General features: G+C 71.8%; 16 protein-coding genes. 9 read left to right on the top strand and 7 right to left on the bottom strand.

The genetic code is table 11. The features are described from left to right. Window positions 1–46: 46 nt before the first annotated feature. Complete coding sequence (locus ACIA8X_RS16860; RefSeq protein WP_393447801.1) at window positions 47–559, bottom strand: hypothetical protein; 513 nt, start codon at window positions 557–559, stop codon at window positions 47–49. After that, on the bottom strand, window positions 556–2,289 hold the full coding sequence (locus tag ACIA8X_RS16855; protein WP_393447799.1) for a PHP domain-containing protein: 1,734 nt from the start codon (window positions 2,287–2,289) through the stop codon (window positions 556–558). Before ACIA8X_RS16855 ends, ACIA8X_RS16860 begins: the two co-directional genes overlap by 4 nt. Before the next feature lie 283 nt (window positions 2,290–2,572). Between ACIA8X_RS16855 and ACIA8X_RS16850 the strand changes: the two genes are divergently transcribed. Beyond that, window positions 2,573–3,892, top strand: a complete 1,320-nt coding sequence (locus tag ACIA8X_RS16850) for a jacalin-like lectin (RefSeq protein WP_393447797.1) — start codon at window positions 2,573–2,575, stop codon at window positions 3,890–3,892. 85 nt (window positions 3,893–3,977) lie between these two features. Here ACIA8X_RS16850 and ACIA8X_RS16845 read toward each other — a convergent pair whose 3' ends face one another. After that, window positions 3,978–7,073, bottom strand: coding sequence for a tetratricopeptide repeat protein (locus ACIA8X_RS16845; RefSeq protein WP_393447795.1), 3,096 nt, complete (start codon window positions 7,071–7,073; stop codon window positions 3,978–3,980). Window positions 7,074–7,266: 193 nt separating this feature from the next. Here ACIA8X_RS16845 and ACIA8X_RS16840 point away from each other — a divergent pair, with 193 nt between their 5' ends. From ACIA8X_RS16840 to ACIA8X_RS16825, 4 genes are all read left to right on the top strand, one after another. Beyond that, a complete protein-coding gene (locus ACIA8X_RS16840; RefSeq protein WP_393447793.1) occupies window positions 7,267–7,437 on the top strand; it encodes a hypothetical protein in 171 nt (56 codons plus the stop codon). Window positions 7,438–7,496: 59 nt separating this feature from the next. Further along, window positions 7,497–8,099: a TetR/AcrR family transcriptional regulator gene (locus ACIA8X_RS16835; RefSeq protein WP_393447791.1), complete on the top strand. Its 603-nt coding sequence runs from the start codon at window positions 7,497–7,499 to the stop codon at window positions 8,097–8,099. Window positions 8,100–8,160: 61 nt separating this feature from the next. Then, the gene (locus tag ACIA8X_RS16830; protein ID WP_393447789.1) at window positions 8,161–9,591 is read left to right on the top strand and encodes a hypothetical protein; all 1,431 of its coding nucleotides are present in this window, start codon (window positions 8,161–8,163) and stop codon (window positions 9,589–9,591) included. Window positions 9,592–9,628: 37 nt separating this feature from the next. Continuing rightward, the gene (locus ACIA8X_RS16825; protein ID WP_393448077.1) at window positions 9,629–10,378 is read left to right on the top strand and encodes a hypothetical protein; all 750 of its coding nucleotides are present in this window, start codon (window positions 9,629–9,631) and stop codon (window positions 10,376–10,378) included. On the opposite strand, the gene ACIA8X_RS16820 is transcribed toward ACIA8X_RS16825, so the two are convergent. Both ACIA8X_RS16820 and ACIA8X_RS16815 read right to left on the bottom strand, forming a co-directional pair. After that, the gene (locus ACIA8X_RS16820; RefSeq protein ID WP_393447787.1) at window positions 10,343–10,795 is read right to left on the bottom strand and encodes an NUDIX hydrolase; all 453 of its coding nucleotides are present in this window, start codon (window positions 10,793–10,795) and stop codon (window positions 10,343–10,345) included. The two genes, ACIA8X_RS16825 and ACIA8X_RS16820, sit on opposite strands and share 36 nt — an antisense overlap. 119 nt (window positions 10,796–10,914) lie before the next feature. After that, window positions 10,915–11,397, bottom strand: coding sequence for a hypothetical protein (locus tag ACIA8X_RS16815; RefSeq protein WP_393447785.1), 483 nt, complete (start codon window positions 11,395–11,397; stop codon window positions 10,915–10,917). A 105-nt stretch (window positions 11,398–11,502) separates the two neighbouring features. Here ACIA8X_RS16815 and ACIA8X_RS16810 point away from each other — a divergent pair, with 105 nt between their 5' ends. From ACIA8X_RS16810 to ACIA8X_RS16800, 3 genes are all read left to right on the top strand, one after another. After that, a complete protein-coding gene (locus ACIA8X_RS16810) occupies window positions 11,503–12,903 on the top strand; it encodes a hypothetical protein (RefSeq protein ID WP_393447783.1) in 1,401 nt (466 codons plus the stop codon). Between the two features lie 101 nt (window positions 12,904–13,004). After that, window positions 13,005–13,418 (top strand): hypothetical protein, encoded by a 414-nt coding sequence (locus tag ACIA8X_RS16805; protein ID WP_399458559.1) that lies wholly within the window; start codon window positions 13,005–13,007, stop codon window positions 13,416–13,418. Further along, window positions 13,300–14,031 carry a hypothetical protein gene (locus ACIA8X_RS16800; protein ID WP_399458558.1) on the top strand — a complete coding sequence of 244 codons (732 nt, stop codon included), beginning with the start codon at window positions 13,300–13,302 and terminating at the stop codon, window positions 14,029–14,031. The genes ACIA8X_RS16805 and ACIA8X_RS16800 overlap by 119 nt, the downstream gene beginning before the upstream one ends. Here ACIA8X_RS16800 and ACIA8X_RS16795 read toward each other — a convergent pair. Next, complete coding sequence (locus tag ACIA8X_RS16795; protein ID WP_399458557.1) at window positions 14,015–15,703, bottom strand: DUF2264 domain-containing protein; 1,689 nt, start codon at window positions 15,701–15,703, stop codon at window positions 14,015–14,017. The two genes, ACIA8X_RS16800 and ACIA8X_RS16795, sit on opposite strands and share 17 nt — an antisense overlap. Before the next feature lie 70 nt (window positions 15,704–15,773). Continuing rightward, window positions 15,774–16,826, bottom strand: a complete 1,053-nt coding sequence (locus tag ACIA8X_RS16790; RefSeq protein ID WP_399458643.1) for a rhamnogalacturonan acetylesterase — start codon at window positions 16,824–16,826, stop codon at window positions 15,774–15,776. Between the two features lie 211 nt (window positions 16,827–17,037). Between ACIA8X_RS16790 and ACIA8X_RS16785 the strand changes: the two genes are divergently transcribed. Beyond that, window positions 17,038–18,705: a rhamnogalacturonan lyase B N-terminal domain-containing protein gene (locus tag ACIA8X_RS16785; RefSeq protein ID WP_399458556.1), complete on the top strand. Its 1,668-nt coding sequence runs from the start codon at window positions 17,038–17,040 to the stop codon at window positions 18,703–18,705. Window positions 18,706–18,715: the final 10 nt, after the last annotated feature.

Genomic DNA, 18,715 nt, shown 5'->3' with positions numbered 1-18,715 from the left:
CCCCGCCGCCGTCCCGGTGCCGTCCCGCCGCCGTCCCGATGCCGCCTCAGTGGTCCGCACAGCACGGGGTGGGATTCGGCACCTCGAACGGGACGAGCGTGCCGCCCGCCGCCGGCATGGCGGTCAGGACGAGTTCGCCGCTCTGCCATTGCGGCCGTACGTGATCGCCTGTCGCGAGCCGGGTTTCCGAGGTCGGCCGGCTGGGCGTGCCCAGGACCGTGACGCGGTCGATCGCCGAGCGAGTGAGCAGGTCCGCGATCCTCAGGGTGCCGGTCAGCGACGAGACGCCCGGGTAGATCACGGCGCGGCCCACCGCGTCCGGCGCCCCTGGGGACACCGCGTGTCCCTGGGCGGTGAGCCGCTCCTGGGCGGTACGCAGGAGCGGCTCGGACGGGAGGGTGAGGGACAGCGCGACGCGTGGGCGCTCACCCCGCACCAGGTGGGTGCAGCCGAACGCACCCTCGGGTAGGACGAGTTGGGCGGCGAGGGTGCGCAGCAGGTGGTCGGCCGCACGAAGGTCCCTGATCTCCGTGTCGACGCTCAGGACGTGCGGCGTCACGACGGCAGGACCCACACCGGGTTGGAGTAGAACCACAGGTCGCGCCACGGGTCGGCGTCGCCGACGACGTCGATGGCCGGGCCGACGGGATCGACGGCGGCGCCCATCGGGCCCACGGCGTTGCGGTTGCCGTCGGTGCCGCGGACGCGGACATAGACCGGGCGGTCGACCTTGCCGAGGTCGTACGTGAGGCGGACCGTGCCGGTCGGCTTGTTGACCTCGTACGACCCCACGACCTTGGCCGTCGGCGCGGTGAACGTGTCCTTGTCCGCGACCGGTCCGGTCACATCGCCCTGAATGACGTCGATGCGGGCCAACTTCGGCACGAAACCGGCCCAGTTGGGGCCGCCGGCCAGCGCCACGTCGACCGTCAGGGTGACGTTCGTTCCCTTCCTGACGTGCAGGGCCCCGCCGAGCGTGGCCCAGCGGCGACCACCGGTGACGCGCACGTCGAGGCCGCCGATGAGCCCGCCGTGGTCGACCCAGATGCGGCCCGCGCGGATGCCGTCCATGACGGCGGCGTACGAGAAGCCGTCGGCACCGACGTGCGTACGGCTGTACTGGCCGGGCCAGTAGTCGCCCTGGGTGATGTCGATCTGGCCGCCGTAGACCGGGTCGGGGTGGCGGCCGTCGGTGTTGAAGTCGCCGCCGGTGCCGCGCACGGCAGTGTCGGCGTACACCTGGTGGGAGTCGGAGTTGGCGGTGATCCACCACGGCTTGCCCTCGGCGAGGAGGCTGTCCCACAGGCCGCCGACGGTGGCGGTCATCCAGTCGAAGCCGCCCCAGGTCCGGTAGCTCTCCGGCGGGTAGCCGGCGAAGGAGTTGGCGCTGGGGTTGTTGTCGTAGATGCCGCGGGCGCGGGCCATGCCGAGGGGAGCCGGGAGTCCGGCGGCCTGGTGGCCGGGAGCGCCCTCGAAGCCGACGGCGATCTGCCGCGTCGGACTCGCGTCGCGCCAGCCGCGGATCTCGTGCGGGGAGTCGACACCGCGCCGCGCCGGGTGGTTGGCGAGCATGAGCGCGTCCTTGACCTTGCGGCGCCTGACCTGTTCGGCCAGGAAGTTCAGGCCCGCGACGGCCAGCGCCTCGTTGGCGGGCGTGGAGTCGGAGGCGCCCTTCACGCTGCCGTCGTAGTCGGTCTCGAACTGCTTGAGGACCGAGACCTCGTTCGTGCCGGGGTGCACGAAGACGGTGCCGTGCTCGGCGCCCGGGATGTTCCACTCCAGGCCCTGGAAGACGAGGGTGTCCTCGTAGGCGGCGCGGGCGCTGCGGATGTCCGGGTTGACCTTGTCGACACCGATCTTGGCGTGGGTGGTGCTGCCGTGGTCGGTGATGACCAGCCAGTCCATGCCGTGCTTGGCGCCCTGGCGGACCTGGTCGACGACGCGGTACTTGCCGTCGCTGCTGTACTGGGTGTGGATGTGGTGGTCGCCGGCCAGCCACAGGAAGCCGTTGGTCCTGCGGCCGCCGGAGGCGGGGGATGCGGCGGACGCGGTGGACGTGGTGGCGGCGGCCGCCGTCGGGGCCACGACGCCGCCGGCCAGTCCGGCGCCCAGCAGACCCGCCCGGCGCAGCAGTGTGCGCCGGGACTGCTGCTCGGAGGTCAGGGCCTCGTCGGGGACGGTGGTGTCGAAGGCGGCGGGCAGGGCACCGGACGCCTCCGCGTCGTGCGCGTGGTCGTGTCCGTGCCCGGGTCCGTGGTGGTGATGGCCGTGCGCGTGTCCGTGTCCCATGAACGCCTCCCCATTGCCGCTGCCTTCCACGGCTGCATGACGACTGCCGTCTGCGGCCGCCCGCCGCGGCGCTTCTGCGCCGCCTGTGGAGGATCAAGGCGAAACATGAACGTTGAACGAGCGCCGCGTGGCCAGCGGGTGCCCCGGACACGGCGGAACGCCGCGTCGCTCACTGTTTCCTCAACCGCCCTTGTACGTCACCCTGGTTGACATCGAACCTGAGCAGCGCTCACCTTCTTCGTCACCCAATGGATTCTTCGTCACCCACCGGAGACACCCCCACATGAGAAGACTCATCGGCACCCTCGCCGCAGCAGCGCTGGCCCTCACCGGCCTCACCACCGCCGCGGCCCCGTCCGCGACGGCCGCCACCTCCGGCACCTTCAACGTCCTGACGTACAACGTCGCGGGCCTCCCGGAGGGCCTGAGCTCCGGCAATCCGGAGACGAACACCCCGTTGATATCGCCGCGGCTGGCGGCGTACGACATCGTGAACGTCCAGGAGGACTTCAACTACCACGCGGCCCTGTACGCGGGCGACAACCACCCGTACCGCACCGCGACCAGCGGCGGCGTACCCTTCGGCGACGGCCTCAACACCCTCTCGGACTACGCCTTCGACGACTTCGAGCGGGTGAAGTGGAACGACTGCACGGGCACCAACTGCCTGACCCCCAAGGGCTTCTCGCTCGCCAGGGTCCGCCTTGCCGAGGGCGTCTTCGTGGACCTCTACAACGTCCACACCAACGCCGACGCCACGGACGAGGCGCTGGCCGCCCGCCGCGCCAACGTCGAGCAGCTGTCGGACTTCATCCAGGCGAACTCTTCCGGCAACGCGGTCATCGTCATGGGTGACACCAACACCAGGTACACCCGCAGCGGCGACAACATCCGCACCCTTGCCGACGAGAACGGCCTGACGGACGCCTGGGTGCAGCTGGTCAAGGGCGGCGTCCGGCCGACGCAGGGCGCGGACGCGCTGCTGTGCCCGACGACGGCGCCGCCGAACGGCTGCGAGGTCGTCGACAAGGTCCTCTACCGCGGCAGCAAGCTCCTGACACTCAACGCCACCCGCTACAACAACGAGTGGGCGTCGTTCCTGGACTCCGCGGGCGGCAACCTGTCCGACCACTTCCCGCACGCGGTCGACTTCTCCTACACCCTCAACTCCTCCCTGCGGGCGAGCGACTTCATCGGCGGCCCGCACGGCACCGCCTTCAACGACGCCGACGACCTGCCGGCTTCGGTGTCCCCGCGCACCCTGACCCTGCGCGGCGGCTCCCGCCTGGACTCGGTGTCCCTCACGCACGACGGCGGCACGGCCCTCACGCACGGCGGTACGGGCGGCACGGCGTCCTCCCTGACCCTCGCCTCCGGCGAGCACCTCACCTCCGTGAAGCTGACGCAGGGCCAGAAGGACAGCCGTACGCGGATCTTCTCGGCGGCCTTCACCACCGACAAGGGCCGTACCCTGTCCGCCGGTACGGCGACTTCGGACAGCAAGACCTTCACGGCGCCGTCCGGCTGGCAGATCGCCGGGTTCACGGGGCGGGCCGGCGACGAGATCGACAAGCTGGGGGTGCTGTACGCGCCGATCGGCTGATCACCGCCGTACGGGAGAGGCGTCGCCTCACGCGATCACCAGCCCGGCGCAGGCGAATCCGTCCAGGGCCGGGCCCGCCCCGGCCTCAGAGCTCGCGGTCGCCGGGTGCCGCAAGTCGCGTACGGGCGACGCCCGCGTGCGGTTCCCGGCCCTGTTCGGCCACCCATGCCCACACCCGCCGCGCCTCCCCGGTACGGCCCCGGCCCGCCAGCACCTCCCCGAGCAGCTCCCCGGCCTCGGCGGCCACCTCGTCGTGACCCGTTTCCACAAGCTGCCCCAACACCAGCTCGGCCTCGTCGAGTTCGCCGTACCCCTGGTGGATCTGCGCGAGCAGCAGCCCCGCCTCGGGCGAGTGCTCGGCGTGCCCCGCGTCCAGGGCCACCCGCAGATGCCAGCGTGCCGCGTCGTCGCGATGGGTGCGCAGGCAGAGCCGCCCGAGGTACAGCTGGGCCTCGACGGAACGGTCCGGGTGCCGCAGTTCGATGGCCTGGCGGTACAGGGCCGCCGCGCGGTCCACGTCGTCGTCGAGGTCGTGCAGCGCGCCCAGGAACATGGTCGCGCGCGCCTTCTCACCAGGGTCCTCGGCAGCCATCGCCATGCCCAGCAGTCGCTTCGGCTCGGCCCGCAGGCCCCGTCCGACCAGCCGGCCCGCCAGCGCGATGGCGGCCTGCGGCATGAACTCCGGGTCCTCGGTCTCGATGGCCGTGCGGTACCAGCCGTCCACCGTGTCGTCCTCGGCCCCGCCCTCGGCGTGCAGCAGTGCCAGGTTCAGCGCGGCCTTCGCCCTGATCCTGGGGTTCTGGGTCTCCAACGCCCGGCGAAAGGCCGTCTCCGCGGCCGCATCGCGCCCGCGCCCCAGCCCGTGCAGGCCGAGGTTGAGCGCGGCGATCTCCGCTTCGTCGGCCACGCCCGTCGCCACGGCCCTCGACCAGGCCCGGTACGACCCCGGCTCGTCTCCTGCCTCGGCCAGGAGCACCCCGAGTTCCAGCAGCGCCTTGGCCGCGTGCCGCGGTACACCGCACTCCGCGGCCGCCTCGAAGGCCGCACCCGCCTGATCGCCCCGCTCCTGCCCGCGCAGGATCCGGGCGGCGCCGAGCAGCGCCCGGGCCCGTACGTCCGGATCCTCGCAGTCCGCAGCGGCCTCGAAGGCGGCCAGCGCCCCCGCCAAGTCGCCCAGGTCCCTGAGCCGGTCGGCCTGTTCAAGCACTTCCCCGGCGGTCCGGGGCGCGGGTCCCCCGTGCAGCACCTCCGCCAGCTCCACCATCCGCTGGTTGAGATCGGGGACCGACTCCTCCATCAGCGCCACCACCTCGGCGTGATCCCACTCCGCGGCCCGCTCCCATGCCTCCAGGGCCGCCGGCAGATCACCGCGGTCCTGATACAGCCCCGCGAGCATGGCCCACGACCTCGGGGCGAGATCGGTGTGCCCGCTCGTGGCGACCTCGCGGAAGAGGGCCTCGATGTCCTCCCTGTCCGCGCCTTCGTCCACCAGCATCATGGCCAGTTGGAAGCGGGCCATCGGTGCGACGCGCTTCTCGTCCCCGTTCGCCGCCGCCCGGCGCCATGCCTCCTCCGCGCCCGGGACGTCCCCTTCCAGCTTCAGCAACGCACCGAGTTCCAGGGCGGCTTGGGCCCGTTCCTCGGCGTCGCCGGTCCGCATGAGCTGCCGGAAGGCCTCCTTGGCACCGGTGTTCGCACCGAGCAGCGACTTCGCCCTCCCGAGCCACAGCAGGGCGACCGACCGGTTCTCCTCGTCCTTCATGGCCTTGGTGAAGGCGGCGGCCGCGTACACCGGGGCGTCCCGCCTCCCGGCCTGGTAGCCGATGCGCAGGGCCTCCTCGGGGTTGGCCAGATCCAGCAGCTCCGGCCAGAGAAAGCCCGGCACGGGACCGGAGTCGGCCTCGCCAACCAGCTCCGGCGCGGCCTGCCAGCGGTCCGTGCCCGCCTCGCGCGGCGCGGCCTGAAGCAGTGCACGGCCGCCCACGACCGGGTCCCGGGCCCAGTCCAGCCCTCGCTCGATCGCGTCCTCCGTGGCCATGGGAGCGCCGAGCACGGTCAGATACGGCGGAAGCAGCCGGAGCAGTTCGTCACGTGTCAGACCCCGGTCGAGTCCGGCCCGGTGGCAGTCCACGGCGGCCCGGACGACGGCGACGCCGACGGGGTTGGCGGACCGGGCCGTGTTGAGCCGCAGCAGCATCTCGCGGGGCTGCGAGGCTTCCACCACCTCGGCGAAGCTCCTGGGCACGGCACCGCCCGCGAAGTGCCAGGCGGCCTCGGCGCGTTCGGCTTCGTCGAGTTCGAGCGGCAGATGCACCAGGCAGGCGGTGCTCAGGGCGGCCCGGGCGCCGGCGCCGTCGGGTCCGGTCTCCTCCAGAATCGCCCCGCATCGGCGCGCGGAGATGGTTCCGGCCGTCACGGCCCACCCGGAGAGCCACTGCAGCAGCTCCGGCGTCAGCCGCTCCACGTCGGCCTCCGTCAAATCGTCCAGCCAGAGCACGACCGGTGTCCCGAGGCGGCCCGGCATCTCGGCGTGGGAGCGCAGCCGTGACACCGCGGAGACGGTGTGCGGGATCAGCACCGGCGTGCCGGCGGCGAACTCCGCGCGCAGCGCCTCGACGGCCGACCGGGTCTTGCCCGCACGGTCCTCGCCGTACGCGAGGACGTACGGGTAGGGCGGGCCTTCGAGGGAGAGCATGCTGCGCATCTCCTCGTCGAAGTCGCTCCGGGCGATGTACCCGGCGTCCGCGCCGGGCAGCGGCGGGGCCACCCCCAGGTCGGCGTCGGTGAGTTCACCGAGGACGGGTGGCAGTCCGGACGCGGTGAGGCGCAGCAGCCCGCCGAGCTCGTCGGGCGACTGCTGGGGTGCCGAACCGTCCAGGGCCCGGACCAGTTCGTCATGGCGCCGACGCCAGGCGGTGACGGAGCCGAGGTCCTCGGGGATGTCGATGCCGACCGCTTTCGCGTGCTCCTGGCAGGCGGTGACGAGTTCGCGCACGAGTTCCCAGCGCGGGGCACGGCGGATCTTCCCGGCCAGCAGGGGACTGAGCGTGCTGGCGGCGGGGCGTGAGGGCATCCGCCGTTTCAGGTCGCCGAGGGAGGGCGCTCCCGAGACGAACTTCAGTTCCCGCAGACTGCCGCAGAAGCGGAGCAGCGGTTCGAGGGTGCCCTGCGGAGTGGCCATGCGTCTCCCCTGACACGCGGTTTCCGACGGTTCGTCATCAGCGTAGCCAGGGTGGCGTGTTCGGGGATCTCGTCGCTCGTTCGTGGTCGTTCGGAGTCGTTCGCCGTCGCCGCCGAAGGGGCCCGCGGGGCCGGAGGCTGGCCGTACGGATCCCTCGGGGCAACGGCCCCGAGACGTACGGGAAGGACACGACATGCCGCTCTTCGACGTCCGCACTCTGGTTGCCCTCACCCTCGCCCTGCTCGCCGCCGCCGTCGTCGGCGGTCTGGCGCTCGCCGCCGGGGCGGGCTGGCCGACGGCGCTGCTGGCGGCCGGCGCGGCGGGCTGGGGTGTGCTGACCGGGCTGCCGCCGCTGATGCGATGAGGTTCAGCTTCCTAAGACCTCTAGGCTACGGACCAGTGCTCACAGGAACGAGGTCACCCATGCCCCGAGCGGGTCTCACCGCCGACCGGATCACCTCGGCCGCCGCGGACCTGGCCGATGAGGTCGGCTTGGAGAAGGTCAGTCTGTCGGCGCTGGCGCGGCACTTCGGTGTGAAGGACGCGAGCCTGTACTCGCATGTCAGGAACCTTCAGGACCTCAGGACGCGGATCGCGTTGCTCGCGGGCGGGGAGATGATCGACCGGATCGCCGTGGCGGTCGCGGGCCGGGCGGGCAGAGACGCGCTGAAGGCGTTCGCCGACGCCTACCGGGAGTACGCCCTCCAGCACCCGGGCCGCTACGCGGCGACCCAGATCCGGGTGGACCAGGCCCTGGTCGCCGACTCCCCCGCGATGCGCCGCACCGCCGAGATCACCTACGGCATGCTCCGCGCCTACGGCCTGGAGGAACCCGACCTCACCGACGCCGTACGTCTGCTGCGCAGCACCTTCCACGGCTACTGCGCCCTGGAGTCCACGGGCGCCTTCGGTGCTCCCCGGGACGTACGGGAGTCCTGGGAGCGCGCCGTCGATGCCCTGCACGTGGCGCTCGCGCACTGGCCGCGCGGTGGGCACGACCGGCAGCCGCCCCAGTTGTCACCCTGACCACTTAGACTGGAAGCTTCGCGGAGGTCACACGCAGGCGCCACGGGGGAGGGAGCGCGTCTTGTCCCAACAGCAGCTCGGACGCGGTCCGTTGAGTTCCCGTCAGCCCGGTTCGCCGCCTCCCGCTCCCGACGACGATTCCGCGGACGGCTCGCCCCCGGCGCGTTTCGTCGGCTGGCTCGGCGGCCTCGGCTGTGCCGCCGCCGGGTACGGCGTGTTCCAGTTCCTGTTCAGTGTGCTGCCCGACTCCCTCGACGGTTCGGCCGCCCGGTATGTGATCGCCGGGATCAGCGGACTCGGCACCTTCGTCGCGGCCTGGCTGGCGGCGGCGCTGCTGCGGGCCCGGGCGGCAGCGGCGGCCGTGGATGCCGCGCAACTCCCCGCCGTGGGGCCCGCCGCGATGGCACCGGGGGCGCCCGGCCCGCTCCCCAAGGTCTTCTCCGCCGCCTACGACTCCCTCGTCGACCAGGTGTCCGTCGTCGACGACCCCGAGCTCGGGCAACTCACCGGCTGGCCGCACTCCCTCGGCGAGGACTCGCCCTCCCGGCCCACCCCCGTCGGCACCGCGTACGGGCTGCACATCATGCTCGACCTGGGCGTGCCCTACGGCCGGCTGAGCACCGGCGACCTGGTGGACACGCTGTGGCGGCTGCGGCTCCCCGGCGGCGGCTGGTCGGCGCGCTCGCAAGGGTCCGAGGCGCGTCCCGAGGTCACCGCTCTGGTGCTGGGCGCTCTGGCCCGGGCTGGCACGTCCGCCGAGCGGCTGGCCGCGGAGGTGGACCACTGTACGAGCGGCTTCACCCGTCAACTCGACCGCGCAGGACGGGAGTCGACCCATGTGGTGACGACCGTGCTGCGCGGGCTGCTGCGCGCCGCGCCCCGCTCCGACGTCCTGCCCCTGCTGCGCGAGGCCCTCGCGGACGGCGCGATCAGCGACCCGCGCCGCGACCATCTGCGCTGCTGGGGCCACCGGCTGCAGCCGCCGTACGGCAGGCCGTCCCCGCTGCACACCGCGCAGGCCGTCGTCGCCCTCGACCGGGCCGCCCGGGTCCTGGGCGAGGACGGCGACGCGCGCGCCGCGCGGGCCCGGACCGCCCGCGAGGACGGCGTCCGCTGGCTGCTGTCCTGTCCGGACGCACCGCACGACACCTGCCCCGACCTGGAGAACCTGCACGAGGAGGTGCGCCGCCCCCGCACCGACGACCCCTCCCGCCACGAGGTGCTGAACGTACGGCACTTCACCGCCTCCTGGCTGGTCCGCGCCCTGCTCTCCCCCGGGGCCCTGGAGATCGCCCGCGCCGACGGGCTGGAGGACGAGTGGCGGGTACGGCTGGACGGGGCCCTCGCCGCGGTGTGGGCGGGACAGTCGGACGGCATCTGGTACTGGGGGCGGGGCGCCGGCACCGATCTGCGGCGGCCCATGTGGATGACCTATCAGGGGCTGTCGGCGCTGCGCGCGCATGCCGTATGGATGTATCAGCCCGGTGGCTGAACTCACGGGCGGAGAGCGGCTGTTGGAGGATGAGTGCATGGGCGGTCGGCAGGTCCTGGCGGCGCGACGGCGACTGGCCGAGGCGCTGGACGGTGAACTGCCCGGGCACGAGCGGGCGGCTGCCGCACGCTCGGTCGTCACCGAACTGGGCTCCCCCGACCGGCTGTTGGACCTGATCGGCGAACTCGCCTCCGGCGAGGGCGATCCGGAGGGCTGCGCGCGGCTGTCGTACCGTCACGTCCTCGGCTTCGACAAGCTGCTGCTGATCGACGGCGGCCCGCGCCACATGCTGCGCGCGCATGTGTGGCATCCGGGCGCGGGGGCGATCGGCGAGGAGGACATCCACAACCACCGTTCGCCGCTGGCGTCGTATGTCGTCCGGGGCCGTTTGGCGATGGAGTTGTACGAAGTAGTCGCCGACGATTCCGCGGATTCCGCCGATACCGACGGTGTCGCGGCGGCCCGCTACGAGGAGTCGCTGGCGGAGCGGTCGGCGGACTGGGTGCTGAAACCGACGGGTCCGGCGCGGCTGCGGCTGACGCATGTGGGGCAGTACGCGGCGGGCAGTTCGTACGCGCTGCCCGCGCACACCCTGCATCGGGCCTGGTGCGACACGGACGCGCCGACGGTGACGTTGTTCCTGGAGACGGGTGCCGAACGGCGGCGGCACACCGATGTGTTCACGGCGGCGGGACCGCACCCGGGCGCGGTGGCGAAGGTCCCGCTGGCGGTACCGGACTATCTGGCCGCGCTACGTGAACTGGCGGAGCGGCTCAGGGCTTCGTGAGGTGAGGGCCTGCCGGACGATGTCGAGGTTGTACGCGTCGATGTCGACCGTGGTCAGCTCGGCCGGGGCCAGCCAGACGGCGGCCTGGTCGGGCTCGGGCAGGGTGATCGTCGCGGACAAGGACCTGACCAGGAAGTTGTCCTGCCAGTTCTTGATCTCATGCCCTCGGATCTCACTGACGAAAGACGACTCACCGACCTTACGGACGACTTCGCCGAGCAGTCCGGTCTCTTCCTTCAACTCCCGCAGCGCGCCGTCCTCGGGACTCTCACCAGGCTCCAGCTTCCCGCAGGGAACGCCCCACACCCGAGGCAGGAACCGCTCCTTCGCACTGCGGCGCACCAGAAGCACCCGCTGCTTGTCGTCCATCACGACGGCGGCCGCCAGTCGCCTGTCGCCGGGGATGTCCATGGTCATGGTTCCTCGGTCCCTCGCCGGTGATGAGTCCAAAGGGTCTGATACCCGGGAAAGTGTCAACGGTAACAGGAAGCCGTCGCCCTTGGCTGTGAGCCAGGTAGCGCCGCCCCCGCCCCCCTTCACGACAGATCCCCTACGGCATCGGCGTAATACGTCGATCCCTCCAGGTGACGGGCGATTTCACGGAAGCTCCAGCCCTCTCCGGGCGAGTCGTCGAGCTGCTCATCACTCAGGGCGTCGAGCCGGTTGGCCCAAATCCGTGCAAGCCGGGTGAGCCGGCTGCGAGCCTCGTCCAGATCCTCGTGTGTGAAGCGCGCGAGGTCCGCCTCGGTGGTGACGGCGGAGGCGTGCCAGTGGTCGGCCTGGGGCACATCACCGGCCAGCCGGGCCTCCAGTTCCGCCAGGTGGTCGACGAGGTGATCGGCGACGCGGCGGATCGCCTTGTGCGGGGTGTAGACGCGACCGTCGACGCGGGCGAGCGTGCCGTCCCAGTTCGGCCAGGTCGCGGCGAGGGCGAGGACGTGGTCGACCATGGCGGTGACGGCTTGGTCGGGGGTGTGAGGGGCGGTTTCGGCGAGGGCCTGGCGGGCGGTTTCGGTCATGCCGGGAACGCTAGGCGCCCCTCGTTTCGGCGCCGGCCGAAGTGATCCGGCCCACACTCTGTGAAACTTCAGCAACCTTCCCCGACCGGGCGGCCACCAGGGTGCATGACTTCCGCACGACGCTCGACGTCCGCTTCCGGCAAGGCCGGCCACCGCCGGGTCCACGTGGCCCGTAGGCCCCTGATCGCGGGCGTCGCCGCCGGCGCCGCTCTGGTCGGGGCGTGGTACGCCTCCGCGGGCGCGGCCACCGCGCCGAACCTCACCCCGGCGACCTCCACGGTGACCCTGTCGGCCAAGTTCCCCTACCTGTCCGCCGGTTACAACAACACCCGTGAGTGGACGCGCACGGCGACGGCCGTGGCCCCGAACGGCGCCCTGCGCGTGGCCTGGCCCGCCTCGGACGGCATCCATGTCACCCCGCTGTCCGCCGACGGCAAGCGCTCGGGCGCGGACACCGTCGTCAAGGGTGCCAAGGAGGTCGGCGGCCTCGTCGCGCACAACGACGGGTTCGCGCTGCTGACCCGGGTCGCCGACACCAACAAGTGGAAGGAGACGGCCGCCGCGATCGTCCGCTACACCAACGACAAGCAGACCTTCCGCACCAAGCTCACCGGCACCGCCTCGAACGACACGTCCCCGACCCTCGACGGCCAGCTCACCTGGAACGGCACCAAGTACGGCGCCTACTTCGTCGTGCACGGCGCGGGCGGCTTCGCCGACGGGCACTTCGGCGACAAGCTGTCGTACGTCAGCGCCAAGGGCGGCAAGCTCAGCGGCGGTTGGAGCTGGGGGTGCAGCCACAACGAGGGCATCGCCCTGCACCCCGAGAAGACCGGCGCCTTCACCTCCCTCTGCTTCGACGACTGGCGCTCGGGCCTGTTCGTGTCGACGGGCATCGGCGCGCCCGACAACGCCCCGGTCGTGCAGCGCGAGCAGTGCTGGGCCGGCTACTGCGGCGGCACGTATCCAAGCCGTACCGGCGACCTCGTGAAGTCCTCCAGCGGCCGTTACGCCACCGCCTTCGCCTCCCGCGGTGCCGCATCCGCCAAGAAGAACCCCGCGGACTCCAGCGGTCGCGGCTGGACGGTCACGCCGAAGACCGGCACCCACCAGGTGGCCGTCGCCTTCCTCAAGAACCGCAACTCCGGCCCCGGCAAGGCGATCCACCTGTCCGACAACAAGGGCGTCGAGCACGTCAACGTCCGCCTGGCCCCGTACGGCAAGGACCGCCTGCTCCTGTCCTGGGAGTCCCTGAAGAACGCCAAGTGCAAGGACGGCACCTGCACCGGCACCTTCACGGGCATGAACGTCCGCCTGATCGACTGGAACGGCAAGTTCAAGAGCGCCACGAAGGTCGTGAGCGCCCGGATCACCGGCGACATCGCGGTCCAGAAGGACGGCACCCTGACCTGGGCGTCCGTACCCGTCACTCCGTCGTACGCGACCCCGCTCACCGGCGCGTCCCCGACCACCACGACCCTGAAGATCGCCCGTCTGAAGCCCTGAGAACCCTGAGAACCCTGAGGACGCAGTACGGGACGTACAACCACCGCCCCTGTCCGACGCGTCTCACAGGTGCGAGATACGCGCGGACGGGGGGCGGTGCGATGTCCGGCAAGAGCAGGGGGCCACACGGCGTCGTGCGGAGCGTACGGCGGTTCTTCTGGCTGCCCCGGGGGACGCCACGTCACCCCTCACCCGTGGTGCCGACGCTGCGGATCTCCGTGTTCTGCCTGGCCACCGGCGCCCTCGCCACCTGGGCCGGCTGGGACGAAGGACCGATCGTGATGACGCTCGCGACGGTGTGGTCCATGCTCGACGACGTGATCGACGGCGTACGGCACCGCTGGCCCGCCTTCGCGGCCGGACTGGCGGTGGCCTGGGGCGTCAACAGGCTCGCCCATGCCTCGCTGCACGCCCCCGACGCGTCGTGGGGCGAGTACTCCGTCTACGCGTCGACGACTCTGGCGGCCCCGGCGACGTTCGTCGCGGTCACCCGGCTTCCGTGCCGGGGACGCTGATCCGCTCGACCATGCTGCGCACGACCTCGACGGGCAGCGCCGGATTCCGGGCCGCGGTCTCCGCGCCGCCGACGTCTACGCCGTCATCCTCGCCGCGTTCCTCGCCTGTTGCCTCTGGCTGGTCCTGGCCCCGCCGCGCGCCCTGACCACCAGCCGTCTCGCCCGCCGCACCGGGCTCGCCACCGCCGTACTGCTCGGCGTCTGCTTCGTGTGGGCCGCCCGGTCGGGGGACGTCATGGCCACCTTCGTCTTCCTGCCGCCGGTGGCGATCTCCTTCCTCGGCTCGGCGGTCGCCGCCGCGGTGCGCCGGTCCTTCCGGGCCGGGGTGCAGACGACGGTGTGGACCACGCTGACGGGCACGCTGCTGGTGTTCTCCTGCTGGCTGGTGGAGGCCGTGCGCCTGTACCGGGCCGAGGGGGCGCTGCTGCTCGACGGCGAGACCCTCTACCCCGTCGGCGCCAACGTCACCGACGCCGTCTTCTGGGTCCTCGTCTTCGTCCCCGCCTGGGGCCTGCTGCCGTTCGGCGTGATGGGCGCGGCCGTCGGGAGCAGGCTCCCTCGGCTGCTCCGGCCCGCGCGCCGATGCCCGTGGCCGCTCAAGCCCGCACGCTGACTCCGTCGCCGTCCGCCAGCCGCGCCCGGATCTCCCGCCCGTCGCTCCAGCGGACGTGCATCGTGCCCTCGCCGTCCACGCGTACGGTCACCAGCTCGTCCAACGGTGCGGGGTCCGGCTCGGCCGTGAGACGGGCGAGGGCGACGAAGAGGGTCGGTCCCTCGCCGGTGGTGCCGGAGAGGTCGTTGCCCAGGCCGACGACCGGTCGGATCTCCCCACGCACGCCGTCCCGGCAGGCCCAGCCGGTGACCCGCACCGGCGTCCCCGCCTCCGCCCCCGCCACCAGATGGGCCCGTACCTCCACGGCCCCCTGCGCGAGCACGAGGCTGGTCACCCGGGCTCCCCCGCCCGCCGAGTGCCGGGACGCCACCCAGCCCTCCCCCACGCCCAGCGGCACGATGTCCGTACGGCTCGGGTCGTGGCCGACGATCACGCTGTTGTCGTACGACGGTGAAGGCCGCGTCAGCGTCGAGTAGGCGAGGCGCGTGTAGTACGGGTCGTAGCGGACGTCCTCGCTGCCGTGGTTGTGGAGGCGCACCAGGCCGTCCGAACTCGTGGACTGCAGAAGCCAGTTGGGGGCGGTGATCGGCGTGAGGGTGTCGGCCCGCTCGGCCGGTCCCGGTTCCTCCACCGCCGTCCAGACCTCGTGCTCCGCCGGGAGAAGCAGGCCGAGGAAGCCCTTGCTGGCCCAGTACGGGGACGCCGGGCCCGAATAGCCTTGCAGGACCGTCTCGTCGGGGCCGTGCCAGCCGAGGGTGAGCAGGCCGTTCGCGTCCACCGCGCCCCGCTCCAGGAAGTACTTCAGGGCGCCGGAGGCCAGCCGCCTCGTCTCCCCCGGCGGGAGCGGCGTGCGGCCCGTCAGGGCGCCCAGCCACAGGGGGGCCGTGGTCGCGAAACGGTAGGTCAGCGAGCGGCCCTGGTGCATGGGGGCGCCGTCGCCACCGAACAGGCGGGCGTAGTCCTCCAGGTGGCGGGAGAGCCGGCCGCCGTACAGGTCCAAGAGCCGTTCGTCCTGTGCCAGCCAGGCGTGCAGCACCGGGTAGAGGTGCATCGCCCAGCCGTTGTAGTAGTCGTACTTCCGGCCGTCGCCGTCCGTGTACCAGCCGCCGCCGACGTACCAGTCCTCGATGCGCTCCAGGCCCCGGTCGATCGCCTTGCGGGACTCCTCGGCCCGGTACCCGACCTCCTGGAGGAAGCCGCCCACCGTCACCGGGAACAACTCCCAGTTGCAGGGCCAGGCCTCGGCGGTCAGCGCGTCGCCGAGCCAGGCCGCCGCGCGCTGCCGTACCCCGTCGTCCAGCCGGTCCCACAGCAGGGGCCGGGTCAGTCGCAGCGCGAGCGCGATCGACGCCGCCTCGACCAGGGGCTGGCCGCGGTCCTCGATGCGGGGCCAGACGCCGGAGACGCCCGCCGCCAGGCCGTCCGCGTACCGCTCCAACGCCGTCTCGTCCCGGCGGAAGGCCGCGAGGAGGAGCGTACGGGCGTAGCCCTCCAGGCCGTCGGAGAGGCGGCCAGACCAGCTCTGGTGGTCGCCCGGGAAGTGGTAGAGGGCGCGGTCCTCGGTCGCGTACGGCTCCACCGCTGCGAGCAGGGCGTCGGCGGCGGCCTCCCAGTGGGCTCGGGTGCAGCCGGTGTGCGGGCTGAGGGTGCGGTCGTCCGGGGGCAGGTCCATCGGTTCTCTTTCCGGCTTCGTGAAGGTCAGACCTGGGGCGCCCCGGTTCCGGTCGGAACGCCCCAGGGGTTCATCCCACCCGCACTTGCCCCTCCGGCACCAGATGCCGCGCGGCGAGTTCGTCGCGGACGAGGCCCGCGTACACCGTGGCGCCGTGCACCGAGGTGTGGGTGTTGTCCCGTTTCTCGTTGTAGAGGTACAGCGCCTTGGAGGCCTCGACGCCCAGGGACTCCACCAGCGCCTTCGTCTTCGCCGTGAGGTCGATCAGGGGGACGTCCTGGGCCGCGGCGACGGAGCGGATCACCGCGGGGTGGTTCACGCCCAGGCCGTTCACGAGCAGGGCCGTGTCGTTGTTCAGCGTGCCGTCGGCGTTGAACCAGCGGCGCACGATCGGGGTGACGAGGACCGGCTTCCCGCCCTTCTCGCGGACGCCCGCCACCAGCGCCTCCAGATTCGCGCGATACGTCGCCTCGTCGGTCGTCTTGTCGTTGTGGGCGAGATGGATCAGGACCAGGTCGCCGCGGCGGATCTGCGGCTGGACGGTGGCCCACAGCCGCGGGTTCCCCAGATAGGTGACCGTACTCTCCCCGGAATCCGCGTAGTTGGCGACGGACAGGCCCTTGCGGAGGTACTGCGGCAGCTGCTGGCCCCAGCCGGAGTACGGGTCGCCGGGCTGGTCGCAGACCGTGGAGTCGCCGACGAGGAAGATCTGGCGGGCGTGCCGGGCCGGGGTGACCGAGATGTCGGCCAGTGCGGGGGCCGCGCCGCCGAGTTGGAGGTCAAGGCCGGGGGTTCCGTCGGGGCCGGTGGGCTCGCCCTCGGGGGTGCGGACGTTCACGGTGAAGGTGCGGGCGACCCGCTCGCCGGCCGGTGCGGCCGTCTCGGGGAGCAGGGCGCGGCGGGTCTCGCCGGTGACGCTCGTGCTGGACGCGGTCTCACCCCCGAGGAGGACCTTCACGTCGTACGTGCCGGGCGGGACGTCGAAGTGGCAGGCGGTGGCGGTGCAGTTGTCGATGCCGAGGGGGCGCTGACCGCCGTAGGCGTGGGCCGGCAGGGCCGACAGGACGGACAGGCCGGTGCTCAGCGTCACCGCCGTCAGGACGGCGAGGTTGAAACGTCTCATGCGTCTCATGCGTCTCATGCGTCGGCTCCTCCACAGACGACAAGGTCTGGCGCTGGACCGTATCGCGAAGTGCAAGCGCTTTCTAGAGCTCGGGCTCATTTCACAAGATTGCCAATCTCCTGCCAACGAAAGCCCTTTCGCGAAATCGATTCAACTGTCACCCTCGCTCTCACCCGCACCACCCCCACACCTCTCGAAGGAGGCACCCCCCATGTCCGGATCCGCCAACAGCCCGGTCCGACGCCGCACCTTCGTGCTCGGCACCGCCGCCGCGGCAGGCACGGCGGCCCTGAGCGGCACGGCCGCCGCCGCGGCCTTCGGCTGGAGCGACGACGGCTCGAACTACGTCGTCGACACCGGCGCCAACCTCGTCTTCAAGGTCAGCAAGACCAACGGCGACCTGACCTCGCTGGTCTACCGCGGCACGGAGTACCAGGGCTACGGCGGCAAGAACTCGCACATCGAGTCCGGCCTCGGCACGTCCACCGTGTCCATCAAGCAGTCGGGTTCGACGATCCTGATCTCGGTCGCGTACGGCACGCTGCGGCACTACTACGCGGCCCGCAGCGGCGAGAACAACGTCTATCTGTGGACCAACAGGGCCGACACGTCGGTCGCGTCGACCCGCTTCATCCTGCGCGTCAAGGCAGGCCTGTTCCTCAACGACGAGCCGGACTCCTACACCTACGCGCCCACCACCATCGAGGCCTCGGACGTCTTCGCGAAGTCCAACGGCCAGACCCGCTCCAAGCACTACTCGAAGCTGCGGGTCGGCGACTACAACTACGTCGGCTGGAGCGCGAGCGGCGTCGGCCTGTGGATCGTCCGCTCCAACCACGAGAAGGCCTCCGGCGGCCCCTTCTACCGCTCCCTGCTGCGCCACCAGAGCGCGGACGGCGGCGGTCTGTACGAGATCCTGCACTACGCCCAGAACCAGACCGAGAACGAGCGCTTCGGCCTCCAGGGCCCCTACGTCATCGCCCTCACGGACGGCGGCGCGCCCTCGTCGGCGCTGTTCCCGGGCACGCTCACCACCTCCTGGGCCCACTCGCTCGGCATCTCGGGCTACGTCCCGGCGAGCGGCCGGGGCCGGGTCGCGGGCGTCGGCATCACCGGCCGCAACACGGCGCACCCGTACACGGTCGGGCTCGCCAACTCGGCGGCGCAGTACTGGGGTTCGGCCCGTTCGTCCGACGGCTACTTCTCCATCACGGGGATCCTGCCGGGGACGTACACGCTGACCGTCTTCAAGAGCGAACTCGCCGTGTACACCACCTCGGTGACCGTCACCGCGGGCGGCACGACGACGCTGAACTCGATCGCGATCCCGTCCACGAACGACCCGTCCAACGCGAGCGCGATCTGGCGGATCAACGACTGGACGGGCACGCCGAGCGGCTTCAAGAACGCCGACCTGATGACATACGCCCACCCCTCCGACGTCCGCGCCTCCGCCTGGACCGGCAACGTGGTGATCGGCAGCGGCAGCGAGACCTCGGCCTTCCCCTGCTACATATGGAAGGACGTCAACAGCGGTCTGCTGGTGTACTTCAGGCTGACCGCAGCCCAGGCCGCCGCCGCGCACACCCTGCGCATCGGCGTGACGACGGCCTACGCCAACGGCCGGCCCCAGGTCGTCGTCAACGACACCTGGACGTCGGCGATCCCCTCCCCGCCCACCCAGCCGAGCACCCGGTCCCTGACCAACGGGTCCTACCGGGGCAACAACCACACGTTCACCTACAGCGTCCCGGCGAGTGCCTGGCTCACGGACACCAGCCAGTACAACGTGCTGAAGATCAACGTGGTGAGCGGTTCGGGGGCGACCGGCTATCTCAGCGCGGGCACGTCGATCGACGCGATCGACCTGCTCGCCTGAGACAGACAGC

The sequence above is a fragment of the Streptomyces sp. NPDC051738 genome, from assembly GCF_044453205.1.
GTDB lineage: Bacteria > Actinomycetota > Actinomycetes > Streptomycetales > Streptomycetaceae > Streptomyces.
This window is presented reverse-complemented; position numbering and strand designations above follow the sequence as displayed.